This window comes from Quadrisphaera setariae (assembly GCF_008041935.1).
Taxonomy (GTDB): domain Bacteria; phylum Actinomycetota; class Actinomycetes; order Actinomycetales; family Quadrisphaeraceae; genus Quadrisphaera; species Quadrisphaera setariae.
In genome coordinates this window covers 159,564-182,007 of sequence record NZ_VKAC01000012.1, presented here as the reverse complement: position 1 = coordinate 182,007, position 22,444 = coordinate 159,564, and the positions used below count along the sequence as shown (strand labels likewise).

Sequence of the window (22,444 nt, the reverse complement as noted above, 5' to 3'; positions counted from 1 at the left end):
TAGGGTAGTCCGGTGCGCGTGGGCCTCGTCGGGTACGGCGACTCCGGTCGCTCCTTCCACGTCCCGCTGCTGCGGGCCGCTGGCGCGGAGGTGGCGGTGGTGGCCACCCGCGACGCCGTCCGCAGCGCCGCCGTCCGCTCGGACCTGCCCGGCGCGCGCGTGGTTCCCGACCTCGACGCCCTGCTCGACCTGGGCACGGCCGCGGTGGACGTCGTCGTCCTGGCCTCCCCGTCCGGCGTGCACGCCGAGCAGGCGATCGCCTGCACGGCCGCGGGCCTCGCCGTCGTCGTCGACAAGCCCCTCGCGGTGGACGCGCCGCAGGCGCAGCGGGTGGTGGAGGCCGCCGAGCGCGCCGGGACGGTGCTGACCACGTTCCAGAACCGCCGCCACTCCGACGAGCACCGCACCCTGCGTCGCCTCCTGGAGCGCGGTGAGGTGGGCCGGCCCTACCGCTTCGAGCGCCGCTGGGAGCGGTGGCGCCCGGTCCCCAAGCAGCGCTGGCGCGAGAACGCGCCCGCTGAGGCCGGCGGCGGGCTGCTGCTCGACCTGGGCAGCCACGTGGTGGACGCCGCCGTCGACCTGTTCGGGCCGGTCAGCGCCGTCTACGCCGAGCTGGCGGCGCGCACGACGCCGTCCGAGGACGACGCCGTGCTCGCCCTGACCCACGCCAGCGGCGTGCGGTCCCACCTCGCGGTCGGGTCGCTGGTGGGAGCGCCAGGACCGCGCACGCGCCTGCTCGGGACGTCGGGCGCCTACGTCGTCACCGACTTCGAGGGCGAGCCCGCGGCGTTCTCCGGCTTCACCGACGCACCCCGCTGCACCGGCTGGGTAGTGGCCGGCGCCGAGCGCCGTCCGGTGCCCACCGCGCCGGGGGAGCCCGCCGACTTCTACCGCGCCGTCGCCGCCGCGGTGCGTGCCGGGGACCCGGCGGCCGTCCCGGTGCCCCCGCGCGAGACGATGCACGTAGCGCAGGTGCTCGACGCCGCCCGCACGAGCGCCGCCGAGCTCCGGGTGGTCACGCTGCCGCAGGCGCCGGCGGGCGCAGGCCCAGCGCGTTGAGCACCGCGCCGGCCGCGCGCCGGCCCGAGGTCAGCGCACCCTGCTGGCTGGCGGTGTCGCGGTGGTCGCCGGCCAAGAAGACGCCGTCGCCGAGCGCCGGGTCCTGCCGGGCGCGCAGCGGCGGCAGGAGCGCGGGCAGCGCGTGCGGCACCGCGCTGGTGGCGACGAGCTCCCAGTCGGCGGTCCCCTGGCCCCAGAGGTGCTCGAGCTGGCGGAGCACCACCGGCTCCAGCCCGGGCCCGTCGCCCGGACCGGCACCGAGGACCGTGCTCGCGACGAGGTGCCGGCCGGTCGGCCCGTAGCCGGGGGCGACGGCCGTCATGACGGCGCTGTTGACCACCGGGCCGCGCCGGTCCCCGTCGAGGTGCAGCAGCCGGGCCCGCGACCCGCGCGCCGGCTGCTCCGGCGCCTCGTGCCAGAACGTCGTCAGGCCGCGGGGGGCGGGCACCTCCAGCCCCGGCAGCAGGTCCTGGGCGGCCCAGGGGTCGGTGGCGACGACGACGGTGCGCGCGGTGAGCTCGCCGTCCGCGGTGCGCACCCGCACCCCGCCGGCGCCGGCACGGACCTCCTCCACCGCGGTGCCCAGGCGCAGCTCGGTGCCCGGCAGGGCTGCCAGCCGACCGGCGAGCAGGTCAGGGAGGCGCTGAACGCCGTCCGGCGGGACACCGGGGGTCCCCAGCACGAACGAGCGCACCACCAGCCGCGCGAAGGACGCCGAGGTGCGGCCCTCGTCGTCGCCCAGGACGCCCGCCAGGAAGGGGTCGACCACGCCGGTGCGCAGCTTCCCGCGCACGCCGGCGCGGTCGAGCGCGCTGGCGAGCGGCTCGTCGGCGCCGTCACGGACGCTGCGGGGGTCCGCGGTGGCGGCGCGCAGCGCCCACGCGAGGAACGCCGCCTTCTCCCGCGGCGACCCCAGCGGCGCGAGCAGCGAGGGCAGCGCGGCTGCGGGGAGTCGTCGCGGGTCCCCGAGGAGGTGGTGGTGGCGGCCGCTGGCCACCGCGGCGCCCGCGCCGAACGGCTGCAGGGCCAGCTCGGCCAGTCCGCCCTCGCCGAGCACCCGGCGCAGCGCCGGGTAGGCGGGGTTGACGAGCTGGAACCCGCGGTCCACCCGGAAGCCGCCGGCGTCATCGGTGCGGACCCGGCCCCCGGGCCCGTCGCCGGACTCCAGCACGAGCACGCCCGCGCCGGCCTCGGCCAGCCGCAGCGCGCACGCCAGCCCCGCCAGGCCGGCACCGACCACCACCGCGTCGAGCCCGTGATCCACGGCACCAGTTGTCCACAGGCGGGCCGCCGGCGCCAGCGGGACGCGCCGACGGCCGGGCAGGGTGAGCCCGTGATCCCCTCCGCACCGCAGGTGCCCGGTCTCCTCGTGGGCACCCCCGTGGCGCCGCCGGTCCCCGGACGCCCCACCGCCTGGTGGGCCCTCGACGAGGACGGGCGCGACGTCGTGGTCCAGCGGGTCCGTCCCGCCGGCGGCACCGGGCCGGTCGCGGGGCTCGACGAGGCCTCCCTGCGCCGGCGCCTCGCGCACCCGCACGTCGCCGCTCTGCTCAGGGTGGTGCGCTGCCGGGAGGGCGCGGTGCAGGTGCTGGGCCCCGCTGCCGGTGGCTCGCTGGCGGACCTCCTCGGCGAGCGGACGGCGCTGGCGCCGGGGGAGGTGGCGCTGCTGGTGGCGGGGCTGGGCAGCGCCCTCGCCTGCCTGCACGAGGAGGGCCTCGTCCACGGCGAGGTCTGCGCCGAGGGCGTCCTCCTCGACGGCGGCGGCCTGCCGCTCCTGCTCGGCTGGGGCGGGGCGCGTGCTGCGGTGCCGGAGGGACGGCGCCGCAGGGAGCTGCGCCAGCGCTCCACCGGTGCCCGACCGCGCCCGCCGGTTCCGACACCTCCTGGCGACGTGCGGTCACTGGCGGCGCTCGGCCTGCAGGCACTGGGGCCCGCCGGCACCCCCTCCCCTCAGGACGACGAGCGGGACGCCCTGGTCGCGCTGCTGCGCGCGGCGCGAGACGCCGAGGAGGCGGCCGCTCCGCGCGCCGAGGACCTCGCCCGCGCCTGCTGGGAGGCGGTGCGCCCGGTGCCCCTGGGGGCGGCCCGCCCGCCGGCGGCCGCGCAGGGCGCGTTGGTGACGCAGCGCATCCGCCGCACCGCGGCGCGCGTCGAGGTCGGGGGCAGCCACGACCGCCAGTCCGCCCGGCGCGGACGGCTGCGCGCGCACCTGTCGCGCCACCCGCTGCGCTGGGCGGGTGGGCTGCTGGCCCTCGCCCTGGTCACCGGCGGCGCGGCCGCGCTGGGCGCCGCGCCCCGTCCGGACGCGCGCCTGGCCGGTGACGACCCCGCCGCCGCCGTCGCGGCCCTCGCGGCGCTGCGGCTGCGGGCCGTGGTCGAGCACGACCCCGAGCTGCTCGACGCGGTGGACGTGGCCGGGTCAGCGCCTGCCCGCGCCGACGCGGCCCTGCTGGACGAACTGGCCGGCAGCAGGGTGGAGGGTGCCTCCACGCAGGTGGTGTCGGCGCTGGTGGAGCACCGGCAGGGCTCGCAGGCCTGGGTGCGGGTGGTGACGCGCACCAGCGCGCACCGCATCACGACCGGTGACCAGGTCGCGGACGTGCCGGACAGCGGCCCCGTCACCTCACGCCTCCTGCTGCACCTCGACGGCGGCAGGTGGAAGGTCGCCGAGACGGCGTGAGCTCAGTGGGCCAGCGTCCAGCGGACCGCGGACGCCAGGTCGGGGTGGCTGAAGCGGAACCCGCTCTCGAGCAGGGCCTTCGGGGCCAGTCGCCGGCTGGCGAGGACCTCCTCGGCGAAGCCGCCCAGCGCCGCGCGCAGCGCCGCGGCCGGCACGGGGAGCACGGCGGGGCGGTGCAGCGCCGCAGCGAACTCCTTGATGATCTGGCCGCTGGGGCGCGGGTCAGGCGCCACGAGGTTCACCGGTCCCGACACCTCCGCGTGCAGGAGGTGGTCGATGGCGCGCAGCTCGTCCTCGAGCGAGATCCACGACCACCAGTCGCGGCCGGAGCCCAGCGGGCCGCCCAGTCCCAGGCGGACCAGGGGGAGCACCTGGCCGAAGGCCCCGCCGCTGGAGGCCATGACGAGCCCCGTGCGCAGCGAGACGGTGCGGATGCCAGCGGCGCGTGCCGGGGCGGCGGCCGCCTCCCAGGCCACGCAGCACCGGGCGAGGAACTCCTCGCCCGCGCTGGAGGACTCGTCGAGCGGCTCGTCGCCGCGGTCGCCGTAGTAGCCGATGGCACTGCCCTGCAGCAGCACCTGCGGCGGCTCGTCGAGGGCGGCGAGCGCCCGGGCGAGGGTCGCGGTGGACGACGTGCGCGACTCCACCACGGTCCGCCGGTAGGACTCCGTCCAGCGGTGGTCGCCGACGCCCGCGCCAGCGAGGTTCACCGCCGCGTCGACCCGGCCCAGCAGGGCCGGGTCGAGCCGGCCGGACGCCGGGTCCCACTGCACCTCACCGGGTGCGGTGGGAGCCCGGCGCACCAGCGTGACGACGTCGTGGCCGGCGCCGCGCCACCAGCGGACGAGCGGCTGCCCGATCATGCCGGACGCGCCGGCCGCGACGATCCTCACGCTGCTGCTGCTCCTGCCCGGCTCAGAGGCCGAGCTCGGCCTCGAACGCGCCGTCCTCGAGACGCGTCTTCAGCGCCACGAGGAAGCGAGCGGCGTCCGCTCCGTCCACCAGGCGGTGGTCGTACGAGAGCGCCAGGTACATCATCGAACGGACGGCGATGACGTCGTCCCCGTCCGGCCCGGTCACCACCGCGGGCCGCTTGACGACGGCGCCGGTGCCGAGGATGGCCACCTGCGGCTGGTTGATGATCGGGGTGTCGAACAGGGCGCCGCGGCTGCCGGTGTTCGTGATGGTGAAGGTGCCGCCGCCGAGCTCGTCCGGCGTCACCTTGTTGTCGCGGGTGCGCTTGGCGAGGTCGCCGATCTTGCGGGCGATGCCGGCGAGGTTGAGGTCGCCGGCGTCCTTGACCACGGGCACCAGCAGGCCGCGCTCGGTGTCGACCGCGATGCCGATGTTCTCCTGCGGGTGGTAGACGATCGACTCGCCCTCGATGCTGGCGTTGACCTGCGGGTACTGCTTCAGCGCCTCGACCGTGGCCAGGGTGATGAAGGGCAGGTAGCTCAGCGACGCGCCCTCGCGGGCCTTGAAGGCGTCCTTGGCGCGCTCGCGCAGCTTGGCGATGCGCGTGACGTCGACCTCCACCACGGTGGTCAGCTGCGCGGAGACCTGCAGCGACTCGACCATGCGCTGCGCGATGACCTTGCGCAGGCGGCTCATCTTCTCGGTGGTGCCGCGCTTGGCGGAGATGCTCGGAGCGGCCGGGGCCTTCGACCCCGACGACGCAGCCGACGACGAGGCGGCGGGAGCCGACTGCGACGACGGGGCGGCCTTCGCCTTGGCGGCCTCGGCGGCCTTGAGCACGTCCTCCTTGCGGATGCGCCCACCCACGCCGGTGCCGGTCACGGTGGTCAGGTCCACGCCCTCGCTGGCGGCGAGCTTGCGCACCAGGGGGGTCACGTACGCCGACACGTCGGCCGGGGCCTTCGGGGCCGTGCTGCTGGGTGCCACCGGCGGCGTGACGCCACCACCGGTCTGCGGGGCCGGGCTGTTGTAGTCCTCGCTGGCCTGCTCGGCGCCGCTGGCGCTGGCGGGCGCCTCGGGAGCGACCTGCCGGTCCGGCACGTCCGCCTGGGACGGCGTGGAGGACGACTGCTGCTTCGACGACGACGAGCTGGACTCGGCCTCCAGCGCCTGCTGCTCGGCCTTCTCCCGCTCCTGGACCTCGTCGGCCAGCGAGCCGGCAGCGCGGTCCTCGTCACCCCCACCGGAGCTGGCTGAGCCGCCCGAGCCGCCGATGACAGCGAGCTTCGCTCCCACCTCGGCGGTCTCATCCTCGGCGACGAGGATCTCGGAGAGCGTGCCCGCGAAGGGCGAGGGGATCTCGGTGTCGACCTTGTCGGTGGAGACCTCCAGCAGCGGCTCGTCCACCTCGACGGTGTCGCCGACGCTCTTGAGCCAGCGCGTGACGGTGCCCTCGGTGACCGACTCGCCCAGGGCGGGCATCGTCACGGCCTGGCCGTCGCCACCGCCGGACGACGAGCCCGAGCTCTTCGGGGTCTCGGCCTGGGGGGCTTCCGCCTCCGGCTGCTCGGCCTTCGGCGCGGGCTCAGGGGCCTGCTCGGACTCGGTGGCGGCCTGGCCGCCGTCAGAGCCGGAGGACGCGCCCTCGGACGCGTCCCCGATGACGGCGAGCTTCGCGCCGACCTCGGCGGTCTCGTCCTCGGCGACGAGGATCTCGGTCAGGGTGCCCGCGAAGGGCGAGGGGATCTCGGTGTCGACCTTGTCGGTCGATACCTCGAGCAGCGGCTCGTCGACCTCGACGGTGTCGCCGACGTTCTTGAGCCAGCGGGTGACGGTGCCTTCGGTGACGCTCTCGCCGAGAGCCGGCATCTCCACGGACGGCATGGGTGTGTCTCCTCGAGGGGTGGGGTCGAGCTCGGGCTGGCCGGGGGACCCGGGCTCAGGCGTGCGAGTGGAGCGGCTTGCCGGCCAGCGCCAGGTGCGCCTCGCCGAGCGACTCGTTCTGGGTGGGGTGCGCGTGGACCAGCTGCGCGACCTCCTCGGGCAGCGCCTCCCAGTTGACGATCAGCTGGGCCTCGCCCACCTGCTCGCCCATCCGGGCGCCGACGGCCACGAAGCCCACGATCGGCCCGTCCTTGCGGCGGATGAGCTTGACGAAGCCCTGCGTGCCGAGGATCTGGCTCTTGCCGTTCCCGGCGAGGTTGTACTCGAGGGACTCGACCTGGTCGGCCCCGTAGGCCTCCTCGGCCTGCTTCTGCGACAGGCCCACCGACGCGATCTCCGGGTCGCAGTACGTGACGCGCGGGATGCCGGAGTCGATCACGGGGACCGGGTTGAGGCCGGCGATCTGCTCGGCCACGAAGACCCCGTGCGCGAAGCCGCGGTGGGCCAGCTGCAGGCCGGGGACGATGTCGCCGACGGCGTAGAGGCCCTCCACGCCGGTGCGCAGGCGCTCGTCGGTGATGACGAAGCCCCGCTCGACCTCCACGCCCTGCTCCTCGTACCCGAGGCCGGCGGTCACGGGGCCCCGGCCCACGGCCACGAGCAGGTAGTCGGCCGTGAGCTGCTCGCCGGACTCCAGCGAGACGGTCACGCCGGAGTCGTCCTGGGTGACCCCGGAGAAGCGGACGCCGGTCTTGAAGCCGATCTTGCGCTTGCGGAAGGCGCGCTCGAGGGCCTTGGAGGCGGCCTCGTCCTCGACCGGGACCAGGCGGGGCAGGGCCTCGACGATGGTGACGTCGGCCCCGAAGGACTTCCAGGCGCTGGCGAACTCCACGCCGATCACGCCGCCGCCGAGGATGATCACGCTGTTCGGCACGTGGTCGAGCTGGAGCGCGTGCTCGCTGGTGATGACGCGCCCACCGAGCTCCAGGCCCGGGAGCGAGCGCGAGTAGGAACCGGTGGCGAGCACGACGTTCCTGCCGGTGTACCGCTGGCCGTCCACCTCGACGGTGTCACGGGTGACGAGCTTGCCCTCGCCCTCCACCAGGGTGAGCTTGTGGGCCTTCGCCAGACCCTGCAGGCCCTTGTACAGGCGGCCGATGGTGCCGTCCTTGTACTTGTTGACGGCCGGCATGTCGATGCCCTCGAAGGTGGCCTTGACGCCGAACTGCTCGCTCTCGCGGGTCGCGTCGGCGACCTCAGCGGCGTGCAGCAGCGCCTTGGTGGGGATGCAGCCGCGGTGGAGGCAGGTCCCGCCGAGCTTGTCCTTCTCGACCAGGGCGACGCTCAGCCCGAGCTCGGCCGCCCGGAAGGCCGCCGCGTACCCGCCGCTGCCACCGCCCAGGATGACGACGTCGTAGACAGACTCGGCCACCAGATGCTCCTCCACTCGCGTGTCGGCGGCACGGCGGCATCCCTGCCGCGCCGCGCTCACCCGCCATGCTCCCAGACGCCGTTACCGTGTGCCGCGTGGGTCTGCTCAAGCGCCTGGGCCTCGGCCGCTCCTCGTCCCGACCTCCCGCCGCTGGTCGCGGGGGACGCCGCGGGGGTGGGCCGGACTCGGCCCACCTGGCGGAGTTCGCCGCCACGCGCACCGGCGTCGAGGCCTACGTGGAGCCTGCGACCAACGTCACACCGACCACCGTGGTGCTCGTCGCGCAGGACGGCGAGTGGACGCGCCGGCGCGTCCCGGACCCGGCGACGGCGCGCGACTTCGCGCGCCGCGCCGGCATCCCGGTCTACGACGTCAACCTCACCGGCTACCCGCAGCGCATGCGGGAGTGGACGGCCCGCAAGCGCCGCGAGGAGGGCGGGCTCTAGGCCAGGTCCTCTGCGAGGGCCACGAGGGTGCGCACCGCGTGCCCGGTGCCGCCCTTGCCGGTGTAGCCGTGGGGCCCGTGCTCGTTGAAGGCCGGGCCGGCGATGTCGAGGTGCGCCCACGGGATGCGCTCGCCGTCCGGACCTGCCGGCACGAACTCCCGCAGGAAGAGGCCGGCCACGAGCATGCCGCCGTTGCGGTCGCCGATGTTGGCGATGTCGGCCACGGGGGAGTCGAGCGAGGCGCGCAGCTCCTCCGGCAGCGGCATCGGCCAGAACTGCTCCCCGGCGCGCTCGGCGGCGGCCAGCACGGCGGTGCGCAGGAGGTCGTCGCCCATGACGGCGCTGACGCGCGACCCGAGGGCCACCACCTGGGCGCCGGTGAGGGTGGCGACGTCGACGAGGGCGTCGGGCTGCTCCTCGCCAGCTGCGACCAGGGCGTCGGCCATGACGAGGCGGCCCTCGGCATCGGTGTTGAGCACCTCGACGGTGCGCCCGCCGTAGGTGGTGAGCACGTCGGAGGGCCGCTGGGCGGTGCCGGACGGCATGTTCTCGGCCAGGGCGAGCCAGCCGGTGACGCGCACGGGCAGGTCGAGCCGGGCGGCGGCCACCACCGCCGCCAGCACGGCGGCGGCGCCGGCCATGTCGCACTTCATGGTCACCATGCCGGTCGGCGGCTTGAGCGACAGACCGCCGGAGTCGAAGGTGATGCCCTTGCCCACGAGGGCGAGGTGGGCCTTGGGACGCGAGGGGGCGTGCTCCACCCTCACCAGGCGCGGCGGGCGCTCGGAGCCCTGGCCCACGCCGAGGATGCCGCCGTACCCGCCGGCGGCCAGCGCCTCCTCGTCGAGCACGGTGACCTTGACCCGGGTGCCCTTCGCGGCGTCGCGCGCCGCCTGGGCGAAGGTCTCGGGGTAGAGCTCGTTCGGCGGCGCGTTGACGAGGTCGCGCACGCTGGACACGGCGTCGGCGAGCACGGCGGCCCGCTCGACGCGCGCCGCGAGCTCGCGGTCGCGCGCCAGCGGCGTCAGCAGCTCCAGCGACGCCACGGGCGGCTTCGAGCTCTCGGCGGTGCGGGCGCGCTGGGCGCGGTAGGCGTAGGCGCCGAGCAGGGCGCCCTCCGCGACCGCCGCGGCGCTCTCGAGGTCGTCGGCGGGCAGGGCCAGCGCGGCGGAGGCGACGCCGGCCAGCGAGCGGGCGGCGGCGCCCGCAGCGCGGCGCAGCTGCTCCGCGCCCGGCGCGCCCTCCTCGTCGAGCGGCCCGGTGCCGGTGAGGACGACGACGGCGGCGCGCACGGACTCGCCACCGGGCAGGCGCAGCACCTCGTCGGCCTTCCCGCTCACGCCGAGGGCGGTGAGCGCCTCAGGTGACAGCGCGGACCGCAGCGGGCGGGGGAGCGACTCCGCCCCCAGCACCTGCGGCCCGGGGGCCACGGCGAGCACGAGCGCGTCAGCCTTGGCGCGGGCGGGGGCGGTGGTCGAGGCGCGCAGGTCGGTCACGCCAGACCAACCTAGTGCGGCAGGCCCAGCAGCAGCGACCCGCCCCAGACGGCCGCGGCCGTCGTCGCCAGCGCGAACAGACCCACCCAGAGCAGCCCCGGCACGCCGGTGAGCCGGGCCAGCTGGTCGGCGTCGCTGCCGCTGCGCCCACCACCGCGACCGGTGCGGCGCGAGCGCGCCAGCTCGGCCACGCCGCGCGGCGCGCCGAGCAGCAGGCCCCACGCCAGCAGCGCCGCGACGGCCTGGAGCGCAGGGGCCGGCGCCCACCAGGTCACCACCCCCACCGGGACGGCGGTGGCGGCCAGCGCACCGACGGCCCGCCACCCGCGCACCTGCACCGCCAGCAGGGCCAGCGCCAGCAGCACCGCCCAGAGCACGGCCGCGGGGCGTCCCGCGGCCAGCAGCGCCGCCGCGCCCAGCCCCACCAGCGCCGGAGCCGGGTAGCCGGCCAGAAGCACAGCGACCACGCCGAGCCCTCGCGCCGGCCCCACGGACACCGTCACCGCGGAGGCGTCGGGGTGCAGGCGGATGCCGCGCAGGCGCCGGCCGGCCAACGCCGCGACCACCCCGTGCCCGCCCTCGTGGGCCAGCACCAGGGCCGTCCGCCAGGCCCGCCAGCTCGGCCGCCACGCGACCACTCCCAGCGCCACCAGCCCGGTGGCCAGGGCCGTCTCCACGGGGAGCGCTGGAGCCAGCGCCGTGGCCCGCGACCACGCCTGTTCGAGCCAGCTCACGTCTCGGTGAGCTGCCCGGCCTCGACGTGCCAGCGGCGGGTCAGGCGCACCGCCTCCAGCAGCCGCCGGTCGTGGCTGACCAGCAGCAGCGTGCCGGTGTAGGCCTCGAGGGCCTCCTCGAGCTGCTCGATCGCGGGCAGGTCGAGGTGGTTGGTGGGCTCGTCCAGCACGAGCAGGTTGACGCCCCGCGCCTGGAGCACCGCCATCGCGGCGCGGGTCCGCTCGCCCGGCGAGAGCGTGGCCGCCGGCCGCAGCGCGGTGTCGCCCTTGAGCCCGAACTTCGCCAGCAGCGTGCGGACCTCTGCGGGAGGCGGGTCGTCGGGGAGCTGGGCGCGCACGGCGTCGAGCAGGGGAGCGCCGCGCCGGCCGCCGTCGTCGTCGTCGTCGTCCAGCGACCTGCGGGCCTGGTCGACCTCGCCGACCAGCGTGCTGGCCCCCAGCGACGCGGTGCCCTCAGCCGGCTCGGCGCGGCCGAGCAGCGCAGCCAGGAGCGTGGTCTTGCCGGCGCCGTTGGGACCGGTGATGCCGATCCTGTCGCCGGCGTCCACCTGGGCGCTCACCGGTCCGAGCTGGAAGCCCCCGCGGCGCACCACCGCGCCCGACAGCACCGCGGCCACTGACGACCCGCGGGGCGCGGCGGCGATGGAGTAGCGCAGCTCCCACTCCTTGCGGGGCTCCTCCACCACCTCCAGGCGCTCGATGCGGCGCTCGGTCTGGCGGGCCTTGGCGGCCTGCTTCTCGGTGGACTCGCGCTTGAACGCCTTGGAGACCTTGTCCGGGTCCTTCGCCTTGCGGACGGCGTTCTTGACCCCCTTGTCCATCCAGGCGCGCTGCGTGCGGGCGCGCTCCTCCAGACCGGCCCTGGTGTCGGCGAACTGGTCGTACGCCTCGCGCGCGTGACGTCGCGCCACGGCCCGCTCCTCGAGGTAGGCCTCGTAGCCGCCGCCGTAGACGCCGACCTGCTGCTGGGCGAGGTCGAGCTCCACCACGGTCGTCACGGTGCGGGTGAGGAACTCGCGGTCGTGGCTGACGACGACGACGCCGGCGCGCTGCTCGGCCACGAACCGCTCCAGGCGCGCGAGGCCGGCGAGGTCGAGGTCGTTGGTGGGCTCGTCGAGCAGGAGCAGGTCGAAGCGCGACAGCAGCAGTGCCGCCAGCCCCGCCCGCGCCGCCTGCCCGCCCGACAGGGACGTCATCAGGGCATCGGTGGGCACGTCCAGGCCCAGGTCGGCCAGCACCGCCGGGACGCGGTCCTCCAGGTCGGCGGAGCCGAGGGCCATCCACCGCTCGAACGCCGCGGCGTAGGCGTCGTCGGAGCCGGCGTCGCCGCGCTCCAGCGCCGCCAGGCTCGCGTCGAGCTGCTCCTGCGCACGGGCCACTCCGGTGCGGCGCGCCAGGTGCTCGGCCACGGTCTCCCCGGGGCGCCGGTCGACCTCCTGGGGCAGGTGGCCCACGGCGGCGCCCGGCGGGGACAGTGCGACGGAGCCGGACGCGGGGTCGTCCTCGCCGGCGAGCAGCCGCAGCAGCGTCGACTTGCCGGCGCCGTTCGCGCCGACGAGCCCGACGACGTCGCCGGGGGCCACCACGAGGTCCAGCCCGGTGAAGAGGGTGCGGTCGGCGTGCCCGGCCGACAGGCCCCGGGCGACGAGGGTCGCGCTCACCGGCGCATCACGCCGGCAGCTCCGCGGCGACGTCGGACATCACGTCGGCCTCGAGGCCGGACAGGTCCAGCACGTCGGTGGCGGCGTCGTCGAGGCGGTCGGACAGGGCGTCGACCCCGGGGGAGAGCACGAGCAGCGGACCGGTCTCGGCGAGCGCGGCGAAGATGCCGTCGTTGCTCACGACGAGCACCTGCGGCCCGTCCTCCCCGGCGTCCAGGGCGGTGCGGGCGTCGGCGGCGGCGGCCTCGAGCAGGACGTGGTCGGCCACGTCGGATCCGTCCGCCACGGGCACGGCGCGGCTGGCGAACTCGGCCAGGTGGGGGCGGGCCCGCTCCACGGCCCCCGCCTGCCCGGCCAGGTGCGCGCTGTCGGCCTGGCGGGCCAGGGTCACGACGGCGGCCATGCGCGCCCGCCACCGCGCCGGGCCGGCGCGCAGGTTGTCGAGGTCCACCAGGAGGACCCGCCGCACGGGCAGCGACAGCCACAGCGGCCGGTCGGTGAGGAGGGCGCACAGCGCGTCAGCCAGGGGGTCAGCGGGCTCCGCCGCCACGGGCCGCCGGGGCCTGCGGGCGCGCAGCGCCGCGAGGTCGACCCACTCGTAGTCGTCGGCCTCGCTCGGCCCGCCTCCCAGCCCCACGGACGACATCCTCGCAGGGCGATCTAGCGTGACCGCATGAGCGCCGCACCGACGCCGGTCCTGAGCCGGTGGACCTGGGCCTTCGAGGACGCCGACGGCTCTGCCGTGAGCCCCTCCGAGCCCGCCCAGCCCGATGCCGGCTTCACCGCGCAGGCGGACGCCGAGCAGTGGGTGGGCCTGCAGTGGCGGGACCTGCTCGCCGCGGGCGCGGAGGGTGCGGTGCTGCTGCGCGACGGCGTGCGGGTCTACGGCCCGATGCCCCTGCGCCCGGCCGAGTAGCCCGGGCGCCAGCGGCTCAGGCGACCTTCTGGCCCCGGGTCACCTGCGGCTTGGGGATGCGGCTGCGGCGCAGCTGCAGCGCGCGCATCACGGCGTAGCCGACGACGCCGGTGCGGAAGAGCGCCTCGTCACCGAACTTCGCGGCCACCAGGCGGCGCACCTTCCGGCGCAGGAGCAGGGAGTCGACGACGACGGCGATGAGGCCGACGTAGAGCAGCGCGTACGACGCGAGGAACAGCACGTTGTTGCCCGAGCTGCTCACGGCCAGCTGCACGAGCAGCAGGACGAGCACGAACGGCAGGAAGTACTCACCGAGGTTGCGGCGCGAGTCCACGACGTCGCGGACGAACCGCTTCACGGGGCCGCGGTCGCGCAGGGCGAGGTACTTCTCCTCGCCGTTGATGCGCCCCTGCTGCACGCGGCGGCGCTCTGCGCGCAGCGCCTCCTTGGAGCTGGCGCTGGCCGCCCTGCGGTCGGTCGGGACGAGGGGACGGCGGTTGGCCGCCTCGCGCTCGGCGCGCGTCGGGGTGGGCCGGCCCTTGCCCTGGCCCGGCTGAGCAGCGCTGGGCTCCGCGGGCTGGGCAGCGGCGGGGGGTTCCTTCGTCCGTCCGAACACGGGTCAAGAGTAGGTCAAGAGCGGCTGGCCTCGTGGACCATGAACTCGGCCAGCCGATCGCCGTAGCGAGACCTCACCCGGTCGCGCACGCCCTGGTCGTGGCGGGGGACCGGCTCGAGGAAGACCTCGGCGACGTCGGGGAAGGCCTCCTGGACGCCGTCGCCGATGCGCACCATCGCCCGCTCGACCTCTGCGGCGGACAGCGAGTTCTCGAGGTCGAGGCGGGCGCACACGAGCACGGAGTCCGTCCCGAGGGTCAACGTCAGCAGGTCCACCACGGCCTCGACCTCCGGCTCGTCGCCGAGGTGCACGAGCACGGCCCGCACGAGGCGCGGGTCGGCCTGGACGTCGGTGAGCAGCCGCTTGTTGGACAGGCCGAGGCGCAGCGCCACCCCGGCGAGCACCGCGGCGATGGCCAGCGAGGCGATGCCGTCCCAGAACGCGTGCCCCGTCACCTGGTGCAGCGCGTTGCCGGCCGCGGCGAGCACCAGGCCGATGAGGGCGGCGGAGTCCTCGAAGACCACGGTGGTGGCGGTGGGGTCGTCGCTGGTGCGCAGGAAGTCCCGGAACCCCAGCCGGTGCTGGCGGGCCTCGTCGCGGGTCTGCTGCAGGCCGCGCAGCAGCGAGGCCCCCTCCAGCACGAAGGCGACGCCGAGCACCACGTAGTTGATGAGCGGCGACTCGATGTCGTGCTCGCCCGACGTCAGCGCGTGGACGCCCTCGAAGGCGGAGTACAGCGCGCCGGTCACGAAGATCGACCCGGCGGCCAGCAGGGCCCAGAAGTAGCGGACCCGGCCGTAGCCGAACGGGTGGGCGCGGTCGGCCGGCTTGGCGCTGCCCTTCAGCGCGATGAGCAGGAAGACCTGGTTCAGCGTGTCCGCGAAGGAGTGCGCGGTCTCCGCGGCCATCGAGGCCGAGCCCGTCAGCACCGCCGCCACGCCCTTGGCCACCGCCACCGCGAGGTTGGCCCCCAGGGCCACGAGGACGGTGACCTTGCTCTCGCCGCCGGGGCGGGCTCCGGTCTTCTCGGTGTCCTCAGGCACGCGCTGAGGATGGCCCGCCTCGGCCCGGTCCGCGCGCCGAGCCGCAGCGGTCGTACGGTCGGGACCCATGACGAGCCCCCTGTCGAGCTCCGCGTCGAGCCGTGTGGAAGACGCCGTCCGCGAGGTGCTGCCGGGGGTCCGCGCCGACCTCGAGGCACTGGTGAGGATCCCCAGCGTCTCGGCGACCTCCCCGGACGAGGTGCGCCGCAGCGCCGACGCGGTCGTGGAGCTGCTGCGCTCCGCGGGCCTGCCCGACGTCGTCGTCCTGTCCTCCGCCCGCCCCGACGGCAGCCCGGGGATGCCCGCCGTGGTCGGCCGCCGGCCCGCCCCCGCCGGCGCGCCCACCGTGCTGCTCTACGCCCACCACGACGTCCAGCCGCCCGGCACCCCCGAGGGGTGGGCCAGCCCCGCCTTCGAGCCGACCGAGCGCGACGGCCGCCTCTTCGCCCGCGGCGCCGCCGACGACAAGGCCGGCGTGCTCGTGCACGTCGGCGCGCTCCGCGCGCTGCTGCCGGCGTGGGGGCCCCAGGACGGCGTCGGCGTCGTCGTCTTCGTCGAGGGGGAGGAGGAGGTCGGCTCGCCGTCCTTCTCCGCCTTCCTCGCCGAGCACCGCGAGGCGCTCGCGGGCGGGGCGGGCTCGGCGGGGCCCGACGTCGTCGTCGTCGCCGACTCCGACAACTGGTCGGTCGACACCCCCTCGCTCACCACGAGCCTGCGGGGCCTGGTGGACGCCACGGTCACCGTCCGCACGCTCGACCACGCCGTGCACTCCGGCATGTACGGCGGTCCCGCTCTCGACGCCACCACCGCGCTCGTCCGGCTGCTGGACCGCCTGCGCGACGCCGACGGCGCGATCGCCGTGCCCGGTCTGCGCCCCACCGACGGCCCCGAGCCGACCGGGCTGCCCGAGGTCACCGAGGAGCGGTTCCGCGCCGACGCGGGGGTGCTCGACGGCGTGCAGCTGCTGGGCTCCGGTCCGCTGGCGCAGCGCCTGTGGCACCGGGCGGCGCTGACCGTCATCGGCGTGGACGTCACGCCCATCGAGCGGGCCTCGAACACGCTCGCCGCCTCCGCCCGCGCCCGCCTGTCCCTGCGGGTGCCGCCGGGCCTGGCGCCCGAGGCGGCCTTCGGGCTGCTGCGGGACCACCTGCTCGCCACCGCGCCGCACGGCGCGCACGTGGAGGTGGAGCTCGACGAGTCCGGCCAGCCCTTCGCCGGGGACGTCGACGGGCCCGTCTACGACGCCGCCCGCGCCGCCCTGGCCCGCGCCTGGGGCCTGGCCTCCGCCGACGACGTCGTCCACGCCGGCGTGGGCGGGTCCATCCCCTTCATCGCCGAGCTGGTCGAGGCCTTCCCCGCCGCCACGGTCCTCGTCACCGGTGTGGAGGACCCCGACACCCGCGCCCACGGCCACGACGAGTCGCTCTCGCTGGCCGTCTTCGAGCGGGCCCTGCTGGCCGAGGCCCTGCTGCTCGACTCGCTCGCATGAGGGTCCTGGTCGCCCCGGACGGCTTCACCGGCACCCTCACCGCCCCCGAGGCGGCGCGGGCGCTGGCGGACGGGTGGCTGTCCGCCCGCCCGGGCGACGAGGTGGACCTGTGCCCGCTGTCCGACGGCGGCCCCGGCTTCCTCGACGTCCTCGAGGCAGCTGCGCCCGCGTCGCGCCGGGTGCTCGTCGAGACGACGGGCCCGCTGGGGGAGCCCGTCAGCGCGCCCGTCCTGCTTTTGGAGGGCGCGACGACGACGGCCGCCGTCGAGTCCGCGCTGGCCTGCGGCACCGCGCTGCTCCCGCCGGGGCCGCCGGCCGAGCGCGACGCGCTGGCCGCCACCACCGCGGGCGTCGGTGCGCTCCTCGCCGCCGCGCGCGCCGCGCTGCCGGCCTCGGGGTCGGGGCGCGTGCTGGTGGGGCTCGGCGGCAGCGCCACCACCGACGGGGGAGCGGGGGCGCTCGCAGCGCTCGCCGGCGGCGCCGGGGCGTCGCGCCACCTGCTGGCCCGCGGCGGCGGCGCCCTGCGCGGCGTCCGGGCCGGGCACCTGCCGTGGCTGCCCGCCCTGCGCGCCTCCTGGTCCGGCGTGGACCTGGTCGCTGCCACCGACGTCGACGTGCCCCTCCTCGGCCCGCACGGGGCCGCGCACGGCTTCGGGCCGCAGAAGGGCGCCTCGCCCGCCGACGAGCACGTGCTCGAGGAGGCGCTGGCCGCCTGGCGCGAGGCCGTCGAGGGGGCGGACCCCACCTCCCGCGGACTGGCCGAGGAGCCGGGGGCCGGGGCGGCCGGCGGCCTGGGGTACGGGCTGCTCGTGCTGGGCGGCCGCCGCCAGGCGGGGGCGCGGGCCGTGGCGGAGGCCGTCGACCTGGCGCAGCGGGCGGCCGCCGCCGACGTCCTCCTCACGGGGGAGGGGTGCCTGGACTGGCAGTCGCTGCGGGGCAAGGTCGTCGCGCAGGTCGCCGAGGTCGGCACGGCGGCCGGCACGCCCGTCGTCGTCGTGGCCGGGCAGGTGCGCCTGGACGCCGCGCTGGTGGCCGCCGGGGGCCTCGCCCTGGCCCAGGCGGTGGTGGAGCACCCCCGCGAGCTCGAGGCGTCCCTGGCGGCGCCGGCGTCGGCGCTGGCCGCCCGGACGGCCCAGGTGGCCCTGACCTGGCCCCGGCGGGCGTAGCCTCGTCCCCGGACCCGCTGGGAAGAGCACCGCCCCACCCGGCGTTGCACCCGCAGACACGCTCGTGACGAGCACCCGTGCCGAGGAGGACCCGTGACCGAACTGGCTGACACGCCCACCACCAAGGAGCACGGCGTCGAGCTGACCGACGTCGCCGCGGAGAAGGTGCGCAGCCTGCTCGAGCAGGAGGGCCGTGACGACCTGCGCCTGCGCGTGGCCGTCCAGCCCGGTGGCTGCTCGGGCCTGATCTACCAGCTCTACTTCGACGAGCGCTTCCTCGACGGGGACGCGGCCCGCGACTTCGGCGGCGTCGAGGTCATCGTCGACAAGATGAGCCGCCCCTACCTCGAGGGCGCGGTCATCGACTTCGCCGACTCGATCGAGAAGCAGGGCTTCACCATCGACAACCCCAACGCGCAGAGCAGCTGCGCGTGCGGCGACTCGTTCCACTGAGCCCCTCGCCGCTCCCGCTGGAGCCGCCGCCGTCCCCGTTCGCCGCGGGGCTGGTGGCGGCTCTCGCGCGTCTGGAGGCCGCCGCGGAGGCCGGTGACGACGTCGGCGAGGTGGCCGGCACCGGTGGCGACCTCGAGCCGGCCACGCTGCTGGCGGGCTACCGCACGGGGCTCTTCCCGATGGGTCTGGGCGGGGGAGGGGCCGGCCCCCTCGGCTGGTGGACGCCCGACCCCCGCGGGGTGCTGCCGCTGGACGGGCTGCGGGTCTCCCGGTCGCTGCGGCGGTCGGCGGCGCGCCTGCCCACGACCGTGGACCTCGCCTTCGGCGACGTCGTCGACGGCTGCGCCGACCCGGACCGTCCCCACCGCTGGATCACCCCGGAGGTGGCGAGCGCCTACGGGCGGCTCCACCGCCTCGGCTGGGCGCACTCGGTGGAGGTCTGGGACGGGGAACCGGGGGAGCGGCTGGTCGGCGGGTTGTACGGCGTGGCCGTCGGAGGGCTCTTCGCCGGTGAGTCGATGTTCTCCCGGGTCAGCGACGCCTCCAAGGTCGCGCTGGTCCGGCTGGTCCGGGTGCTCTCGCGCGACGGCGACCCGCGCCGCCTCCTCGACGTGCAGTGGCGCACCGACCACCTGGCGTCGCTGGGAGTGGTGGAGGTCAGCCGACGGGAGTACGGAGCGCGCCTGCGCGCTGCGCTGGAGGCCCCACCTCCGGTGTGGTGAGCCCCTCGTGACCGGTTGGTGACCCTGCGTCTGATCGTCTGCCGAGTGGGGCAGGTCACAGGTGCGTCGCGGCGCCGCCCCAGTCGGGGCTGCCAGGGTGCCCGCGCGGTACTGTGCCGTCGATCCGGGTCCTCGCCGCGGCGCCCTCGCGGCGGGTGGCACCAGGGCCTCCAGACGAGCAGGAGCGCACGTGTCGCAGCAGCACCGCACGCGGACATCGAGGAGCAGGTCGGGAACGGCCAGGGCGGCCGTCGCCTGGGCCGTCGTGGCCGCATCGGCCACCTTCGTGACCACCGGCTGCACCGCCGCCGTCAACGAGGACGTCAAGCGCGGATGGCTCCCGCCGGACTCGGCCGGCGCCACCACCACCACAGACCTCTCCCAGAACCTCTGGGTCGGCTCCTGGATCGCCGCCCTCGTGGTGGGCGTGATCACGTGGGGCCTGATCCTCTACGCCATCGTGAAGTTCCGGCGGCGCAAGGGCGAGGCGGGCCTCCCGCCCCAGCTGCGCTACAACGTGCCGGTCGAGATGCTCTTCACGATCATGCCGCTGTTCATGGTCGGCGTGCTCTTCTACTTCACCGCCCGTGACCAGCACATCCTCGAGAACCGCTACCAGGAGCCCGCGGTCAACATCGAGGTGGTCGGCAAGCGCTGGGCGTGGGACTTCAACTACACGGACGCCGGGGTCTTCGACTCGGGCATCCAGGCGCAGGAGACCCCTGACGGGCTCGACTTCGACGCCCCGGGGACCATCCCCACGCTCTACCTGCCGGTGGACCAGAAGGTCGAGCTCACCCTCACCGCGCGGGACGTCATCCACGACTTCTACGTGCCGGCCTTCTCCTACAAGAAGGACGTCATCCCCGGCCGCACCAACTACATGAGCATCACCCCCACCAAGGAGGGGACGTTCATCGGCCGCTGCGCCGAGCTCTGCGGCGAGGGCCACAGCCGGATGATCTTCAAGGTGAGGGTCGTCTCGCAGGCCGACTACGAGGCGCACCTGGCGCAGCTGCGGAGTGCCGGCAACGTGGGCCGGCTCGGCCCGGACATCGGCCCGGCGCACAGCCTGGGCGAGGACAGCAACGTCCCCGGCGGGGGCCAGCAGGTCGAGGACCAGCAGGGCGAGAACGCCGGCGGTCAGAACGCTGAGGGGAGCAACGGATGACCACCTACTACGAAGCCGGCGGTGTCGCCGCCGGCTCGCGCTCACGCGCCGTCAGCGACCGCGAGTCCATGGGCCGCATCGTCGTCAAGTGGGTCACGAGCACCGACCACAAGGTCATCGGTGCGATGTACATGATCTCCAGCTTCATCTTCTTCCTCATGGGCGGCGTCATGGCGCTGCTCATCCGGGCGGAGCTGTTCGAGCCCGGCCTCCAGGTCGTCCAGACCGCGGAGCAGTACAACCAGCTGTTCACCATGCACGGCACGGTGATGCTGCTGCTCTTCGCGACGCCGCTGTTCGCCGGCTTCGCGAACGCGATCATGCCGCTGCAGATCGGTTCGCCAGACGTGGCGTTCCCGCGCCTGAACATGCTGTCGTTCTGGCTGTTCCTCTTCGGCTCGCTCATCGTCATGGCCGGCTTCCTCGCGCCGTCAGGTGCGGCGAGCTTCGGCTGGTTCGCGTACAGCCCGCTCTCGGACGACTCCTTCACCCCGGGCATCGGCGGTGACCTGTGGGTGCTCGGCCTGGCGATGAGCGGCTTCGGCACCATCCTCGGCGCCGTCAACTTCATCACCACGATCATCTGCATGCGCGCCCCCGGCATGACCATGTGGCGCATGTCGCTGTTCACCTGGACGGTGCTCATCACGAGCGTCCTGGTGATCATGGCCTTCCCGGCCCTCGCCGCCGCGCTGTTCGCGCTGGCCGCGGACCGCATCTTCCAGGCGCAGGTGTTCAACCCCGAGAACGGCGGCGCCATCCTGTGGCAGCACCTGTTCTGGTTCTTCGGCCACCCCGAGGTCTACATCATCGCGCTGCCGTTCTTCGGCATCATCAGCGAGGTCCTGCCGGTCTTCAGCCGCAAGCCGCTCTTCGGCTACAAGTCACTGGTCTACGCGACGATCGCCATCGCCGGTCTGTCGGTCGCGGTGTGGGCGCACCACATGTACGTGACGGGCGCCGTGCTGCTGCCGTTCTTCGCCTTCACCACGATGCTCATCGCGGTGCCCACGGGCGTGAAGTTCGTGAACTGGATCGGCACCATGTGGGGCGGCTCGATCACCTTCGAGACGCCGATGCTGTGGTCGATCGGCTTCCTCATCACGTTCCTCTTCGGTGGTCTGACCGGCATCATCCTGTCCAGCCCGCCGCTGGACTTCATCGTCTCGGACAGCTACTTCGTGGTGGCCCACTTCCACTACGTGGTGTTCGGCACCGTGGTCTTCGCGATGTTCGCGGGCTTCTACTTCTGGTGGCCGAAGTGGACCGGCCGCATGCTCGACGAGAAGCTCGGCAAGTGGCACTTCTGGCTGCTGTTCGTGGGCTTCCACGGCACGTTCCTGATCCAGCACTGGCTGGGCGTGCGCGGCTTCCCGCGCCGCTACGCGGACTACTCGCCGACCGACCAGTTCACGTGGATGAACCAGTTCTCGACGATCGCCTCGTTCATCCTGGCGGCCTCGTTCATCCCGTTCATGTGGGCGGTCTACAAGGCGGTCCGCTCGCCCAAGGTCGAGGTCGACGACCCGTGGGGCTTCGGCCGCTCGCTGGAGTGGGCGACCGCCTGCCCCGTGCCGCGCCACAACTTCACGTCGCTGCCGCGCATCCGCAGCGAGTCGCCGGCGTTCGACCTGCACCACCCCGAGGTGGCTGCGGCGGACCGCGCGACGCCGGACCAGAACCTGCTCGACAAGCTGGTCGGGGAGCCCGACCTCCGCGGGAAGTGAGACGAGCGTGAAGACCGAGTTCTGGACCTTCGGGGGCGGGGCGTTCTTCTTCCTCCCGCTGGCCGTCGTGTACGGCGTGCTCTCCAGCTGGGAGCCGGTCGGCACGGTGTGCCTCTTCCTCACGGGCGGCCTCGCGAGCCTCATGGGCGCCTACCTGTGGCTGACGGCCCGGCGCATCGACCCGCGCCCCGAGGACGACGCTTTCGGCGAGATCGCCGACGGCGCTGGCGAGCAGGGCGTGTTCCCCCCGCACTCGTGGTGGCCCCTGGCGATCGGCCTCTGCATCGCGCTGGTCGTCTGCGGCCTCGCGGTCGGCTGGTGGATGTCGTTGCTCGGAGGCATCCTCGCGCTGGTCAGCCTGGTCGGCTGGCTGTTCGAGTTCTACCGCGGGGCGCACGCCCACTGACGGCGGTCACGGCCTGACGACGAGGGGCCCCGGAGCACACGCTCCGGGGCCCCTCGTCGTTCCTCGCCCCGCGGGCTTCGCCGCGGAAGACCGGTGAGCGGCTGAGGCCGTCACGCGCCATGGCGCACTTTCCGCGGCACGTGCGCTCGGTGGGTTCCGAGAGGCGCACCCTCCGTGGCGAGTGCGGCAAGGCGGAGGTGAGCAGGCCGTGGGACGGCAGCCGAGCGACCTCCTCAGACCGAGAGCGGGCTCGCGGGCGCATCTGACGCCCCCGTCAGCTGCGGCTGCCGCGCACTCACGCACTCTCCGCCGCACGTGCGCTTCCGGGATGCCTGCGGCGCGCTTTCCGCGGCACGTGCGGTAGATCCTGGGGGCGGGGGAGACCAGGGACGAGAGCGGTGAGGGAAGGAGCAGGCAAGGGCGGTTGC

The 22,444-nt window shown here is 75.2% G+C and carries 21 protein-coding genes; 11 read left to right on the top strand and 10 right to left on the bottom strand.

Features of this window, described 5'->3' with window-relative positions:
• Positions 1-12 precede the first annotated feature (12 nt).
• Complete coding sequence (locus FMM08_RS18770) at positions 13-1,059, top strand: Gfo/Idh/MocA family protein (RefSeq protein ID WP_147927908.1); 1,047 nt, start codon at positions 13-15, stop codon at positions 1,057-1,059.
• Here the strand turns inward: FMM08_RS18770 and FMM08_RS18765 are convergent.
• The gene (locus FMM08_RS18765) at positions 1,016-2,323 is read right to left on the bottom strand and encodes an NAD(P)/FAD-dependent oxidoreductase (protein ID WP_187279857.1); all 1,308 of its coding nucleotides are present in this window, start codon (positions 2,321-2,323) and stop codon (positions 1,016-1,018) included. The genes FMM08_RS18770 and FMM08_RS18765 overlap by 44 nt on opposite strands.
• Positions 2,324-2,392: 69 nt before the next feature.
• On the opposite strand from FMM08_RS18765, the gene FMM08_RS18760 reads away from it, so the two are divergent.
• Positions 2,393-3,739: a protein kinase gene (locus FMM08_RS18760; protein ID WP_187279856.1), complete on the top strand. Its 1,347-nt coding sequence runs from the start codon at positions 2,393-2,395 to the stop codon at positions 3,737-3,739.
• A 2-nt stretch (positions 3,740-3,741) separates the two neighbouring features.
• On the opposite strand, the gene FMM08_RS18755 is transcribed toward FMM08_RS18760, so the two are convergent.
• From FMM08_RS18755 to lpdA, 3 genes are read right to left on the bottom strand one after another with little or no spacing between them, the layout of a single operon-like run.
• Positions 3,742-4,632: a TIGR01777 family oxidoreductase gene (locus FMM08_RS18755; RefSeq protein WP_147927905.1), complete on the bottom strand. Its 891-nt coding sequence runs from the start codon at positions 4,630-4,632 to the stop codon at positions 3,742-3,744.
• A gap of 22 nt (positions 4,633-4,654) precedes the next feature.
• A complete protein-coding gene (gene sucB, locus FMM08_RS18750) occupies positions 4,655-6,538 on the bottom strand; it encodes a 2-oxoglutarate dehydrogenase, E2 component, dihydrolipoamide succinyltransferase (protein ID WP_147927904.1) in 1,884 nt (627 codons plus the stop codon).
• Positions 6,539-6,593: 55 nt separating this feature from the next.
• On the bottom strand, positions 6,594-7,970 hold the full coding sequence (lpdA, locus tag FMM08_RS18745) for a dihydrolipoyl dehydrogenase (RefSeq protein WP_147927903.1): 1,377 nt from the start codon (positions 7,968-7,970) through the stop codon (positions 6,594-6,596).
• Positions 7,971-8,065: 95 nt separating this feature from the next.
• Between lpdA and FMM08_RS18740 the strand changes: the two genes are divergently transcribed.
• Positions 8,066-8,416 carry a thioredoxin domain-containing protein gene (locus FMM08_RS18740; RefSeq protein WP_222710941.1) on the top strand — a complete coding sequence of 117 codons (351 nt, stop codon included), beginning with the start codon at positions 8,066-8,068 and terminating at the stop codon, positions 8,414-8,416.
• Here FMM08_RS18740 and FMM08_RS18735 read toward each other — a convergent pair.
• The 4 genes from FMM08_RS18735 to FMM08_RS18720 are packed head-to-tail and all read right to left on the bottom strand — an operon-like array spanning position 8,413 to position 12,944.
• Entirely contained in the window at positions 8,413-9,912 is a 1,500-nt protein-coding gene (locus tag FMM08_RS18735) for a leucyl aminopeptidase (RefSeq protein WP_147927902.1), read from the bottom strand. The two genes, FMM08_RS18740 and FMM08_RS18735, sit on opposite strands and share 4 nt — an antisense overlap.
• Positions 9,913-9,923: 11 nt before the next feature.
• Positions 9,924-10,646 (bottom strand): M50 family metallopeptidase, encoded by a 723-nt coding sequence (locus FMM08_RS18730; protein ID WP_147927901.1) that lies wholly within the window; start codon positions 10,644-10,646, stop codon positions 9,924-9,926.
• The gene (locus FMM08_RS18725) at positions 10,643-12,307 is read right to left on the bottom strand and encodes an ABC-F family ATP-binding cassette domain-containing protein (RefSeq protein WP_147927900.1); all 1,665 of its coding nucleotides are present in this window, start codon (positions 12,305-12,307) and stop codon (positions 10,643-10,645) included. Before FMM08_RS18725 ends, FMM08_RS18730 begins: the two co-directional genes overlap by 4 nt.
• 7 nt (positions 12,308-12,314) lie before the next feature.
• Positions 12,315-12,944, bottom strand: a complete 630-nt coding sequence (locus tag FMM08_RS18720; RefSeq protein ID WP_147927899.1) for a hypothetical protein — start codon at positions 12,942-12,944, stop codon at positions 12,315-12,317.
• A gap of 36 nt (positions 12,945-12,980) precedes the next feature.
• Here FMM08_RS18720 and FMM08_RS18715 point away from each other — a divergent pair, with 36 nt between their 5' ends.
• Positions 12,981-13,223, top strand: coding sequence for a hypothetical protein (locus FMM08_RS18715; RefSeq protein ID WP_147927898.1), 243 nt, complete (start codon positions 12,981-12,983; stop codon positions 13,221-13,223).
• Between the two features lie 16 nt (positions 13,224-13,239).
• Here FMM08_RS18715 and FMM08_RS18710 read toward each other — a convergent pair whose 3' ends face one another.
• Together FMM08_RS18710 and FMM08_RS18705 are read right to left on the bottom strand one after the other, a co-directional pair.
• Positions 13,240-13,839: a DUF3043 domain-containing protein gene (locus tag FMM08_RS18710; RefSeq protein ID WP_147927897.1), complete on the bottom strand. Its 600-nt coding sequence runs from the start codon at positions 13,837-13,839 to the stop codon at positions 13,240-13,242.
• Between the two features lie 14 nt (positions 13,840-13,853).
• On the bottom strand, positions 13,854-14,882 hold the full coding sequence (locus FMM08_RS18705) for a cation diffusion facilitator family transporter (RefSeq protein ID WP_255472595.1): 1,029 nt from the start codon (positions 14,880-14,882) through the stop codon (positions 13,854-13,856).
• 67 nt (positions 14,883-14,949) lie between these two features.
• Between FMM08_RS18705 and FMM08_RS18700 the strand changes: the two genes are divergently transcribed.
• From FMM08_RS18700 to FMM08_RS18670, 7 genes are all read left to right on the top strand, one after another.
• On the top strand, positions 14,950-16,371 hold the full coding sequence (locus FMM08_RS18700) for a M20/M25/M40 family metallo-hydrolase (RefSeq protein ID WP_147927895.1): 1,422 nt from the start codon (positions 14,950-14,952) through the stop codon (positions 16,369-16,371).
• Positions 16,368-17,537 (top strand): glycerate kinase, encoded by a 1,170-nt coding sequence (locus FMM08_RS18695; RefSeq protein ID WP_147927894.1) that lies wholly within the window; start codon positions 16,368-16,370, stop codon positions 17,535-17,537. The genes FMM08_RS18700 and FMM08_RS18695 overlap by 4 nt, the downstream gene beginning before the upstream one ends.
• A gap of 102 nt (positions 17,538-17,639) precedes the next feature.
• Entirely contained in the window at positions 17,640-17,990 is a 351-nt protein-coding gene (locus FMM08_RS18690) for a HesB/IscA family protein (protein WP_147927937.1), read from the top strand.
• Complete coding sequence (gene aat / locus FMM08_RS18685) at positions 17,969-18,712, top strand: leucyl/phenylalanyl-tRNA--protein transferase (RefSeq protein ID WP_255472591.1); 744 nt, start codon at positions 17,969-17,971, stop codon at positions 18,710-18,712. The genes FMM08_RS18690 and aat overlap by 22 nt, the downstream gene beginning before the upstream one ends.
• Before the next feature lie 265 nt (positions 18,713-18,977).
• Entirely contained in the window at positions 18,978-19,883 is a 906-nt protein-coding gene (ctaC, locus tag FMM08_RS18680) for an aa3-type cytochrome oxidase subunit II (RefSeq protein WP_147927893.1), read from the top strand.
• Positions 19,880-21,610 (top strand): aa3-type cytochrome oxidase subunit I, encoded by a 1,731-nt coding sequence (gene ctaD / locus FMM08_RS18675; protein ID WP_147927892.1) that lies wholly within the window; start codon positions 19,880-19,882, stop codon positions 21,608-21,610. Before ctaC ends, ctaD begins: the two co-directional genes overlap by 4 nt.
• 7 nt (positions 21,611-21,617) lie before the next feature.
• Entirely contained in the window at positions 21,618-22,016 is a 399-nt protein-coding gene (locus FMM08_RS18670; protein WP_147927891.1) for a cytochrome c oxidase subunit 4, read from the top strand.
• Positions 22,017-22,444: the final 428 nt, after the last annotated feature.

Coding starts and splice junctions, on each gene's coding strand:
- sucB (WP_147927904.1), bottom strand. CDS start 6,538: ATGCCGTCCGTGGAGATGCCGGCTCTCGGCGAGAGCGTCACCGAAGGC.
- FMM08_RS18715 (WP_147927898.1), top strand. CDS start 12,981: ATGAGCGCCGCACCGACGCCGGTCCTGAGCCGGTGGACCTGGGCCTTC.
- FMM08_RS18700 (WP_147927895.1), top strand. CDS start 14,950: ATGACGAGCCCCCTGTCGAGCTCCGCGTCGAGCCGTGTGGAAGACGCC.
- FMM08_RS18695 (WP_147927894.1), top strand. CDS start 16,368: ATGAGGGTCCTGGTCGCCCCGGACGGCTTCACCGGCACCCTCACCGCC.
- ctaD (WP_147927892.1), top strand. CDS start 19,880: ATGACCACCTACTACGAAGCCGGCGGTGTCGCCGCCGGCTCGCGCTCA.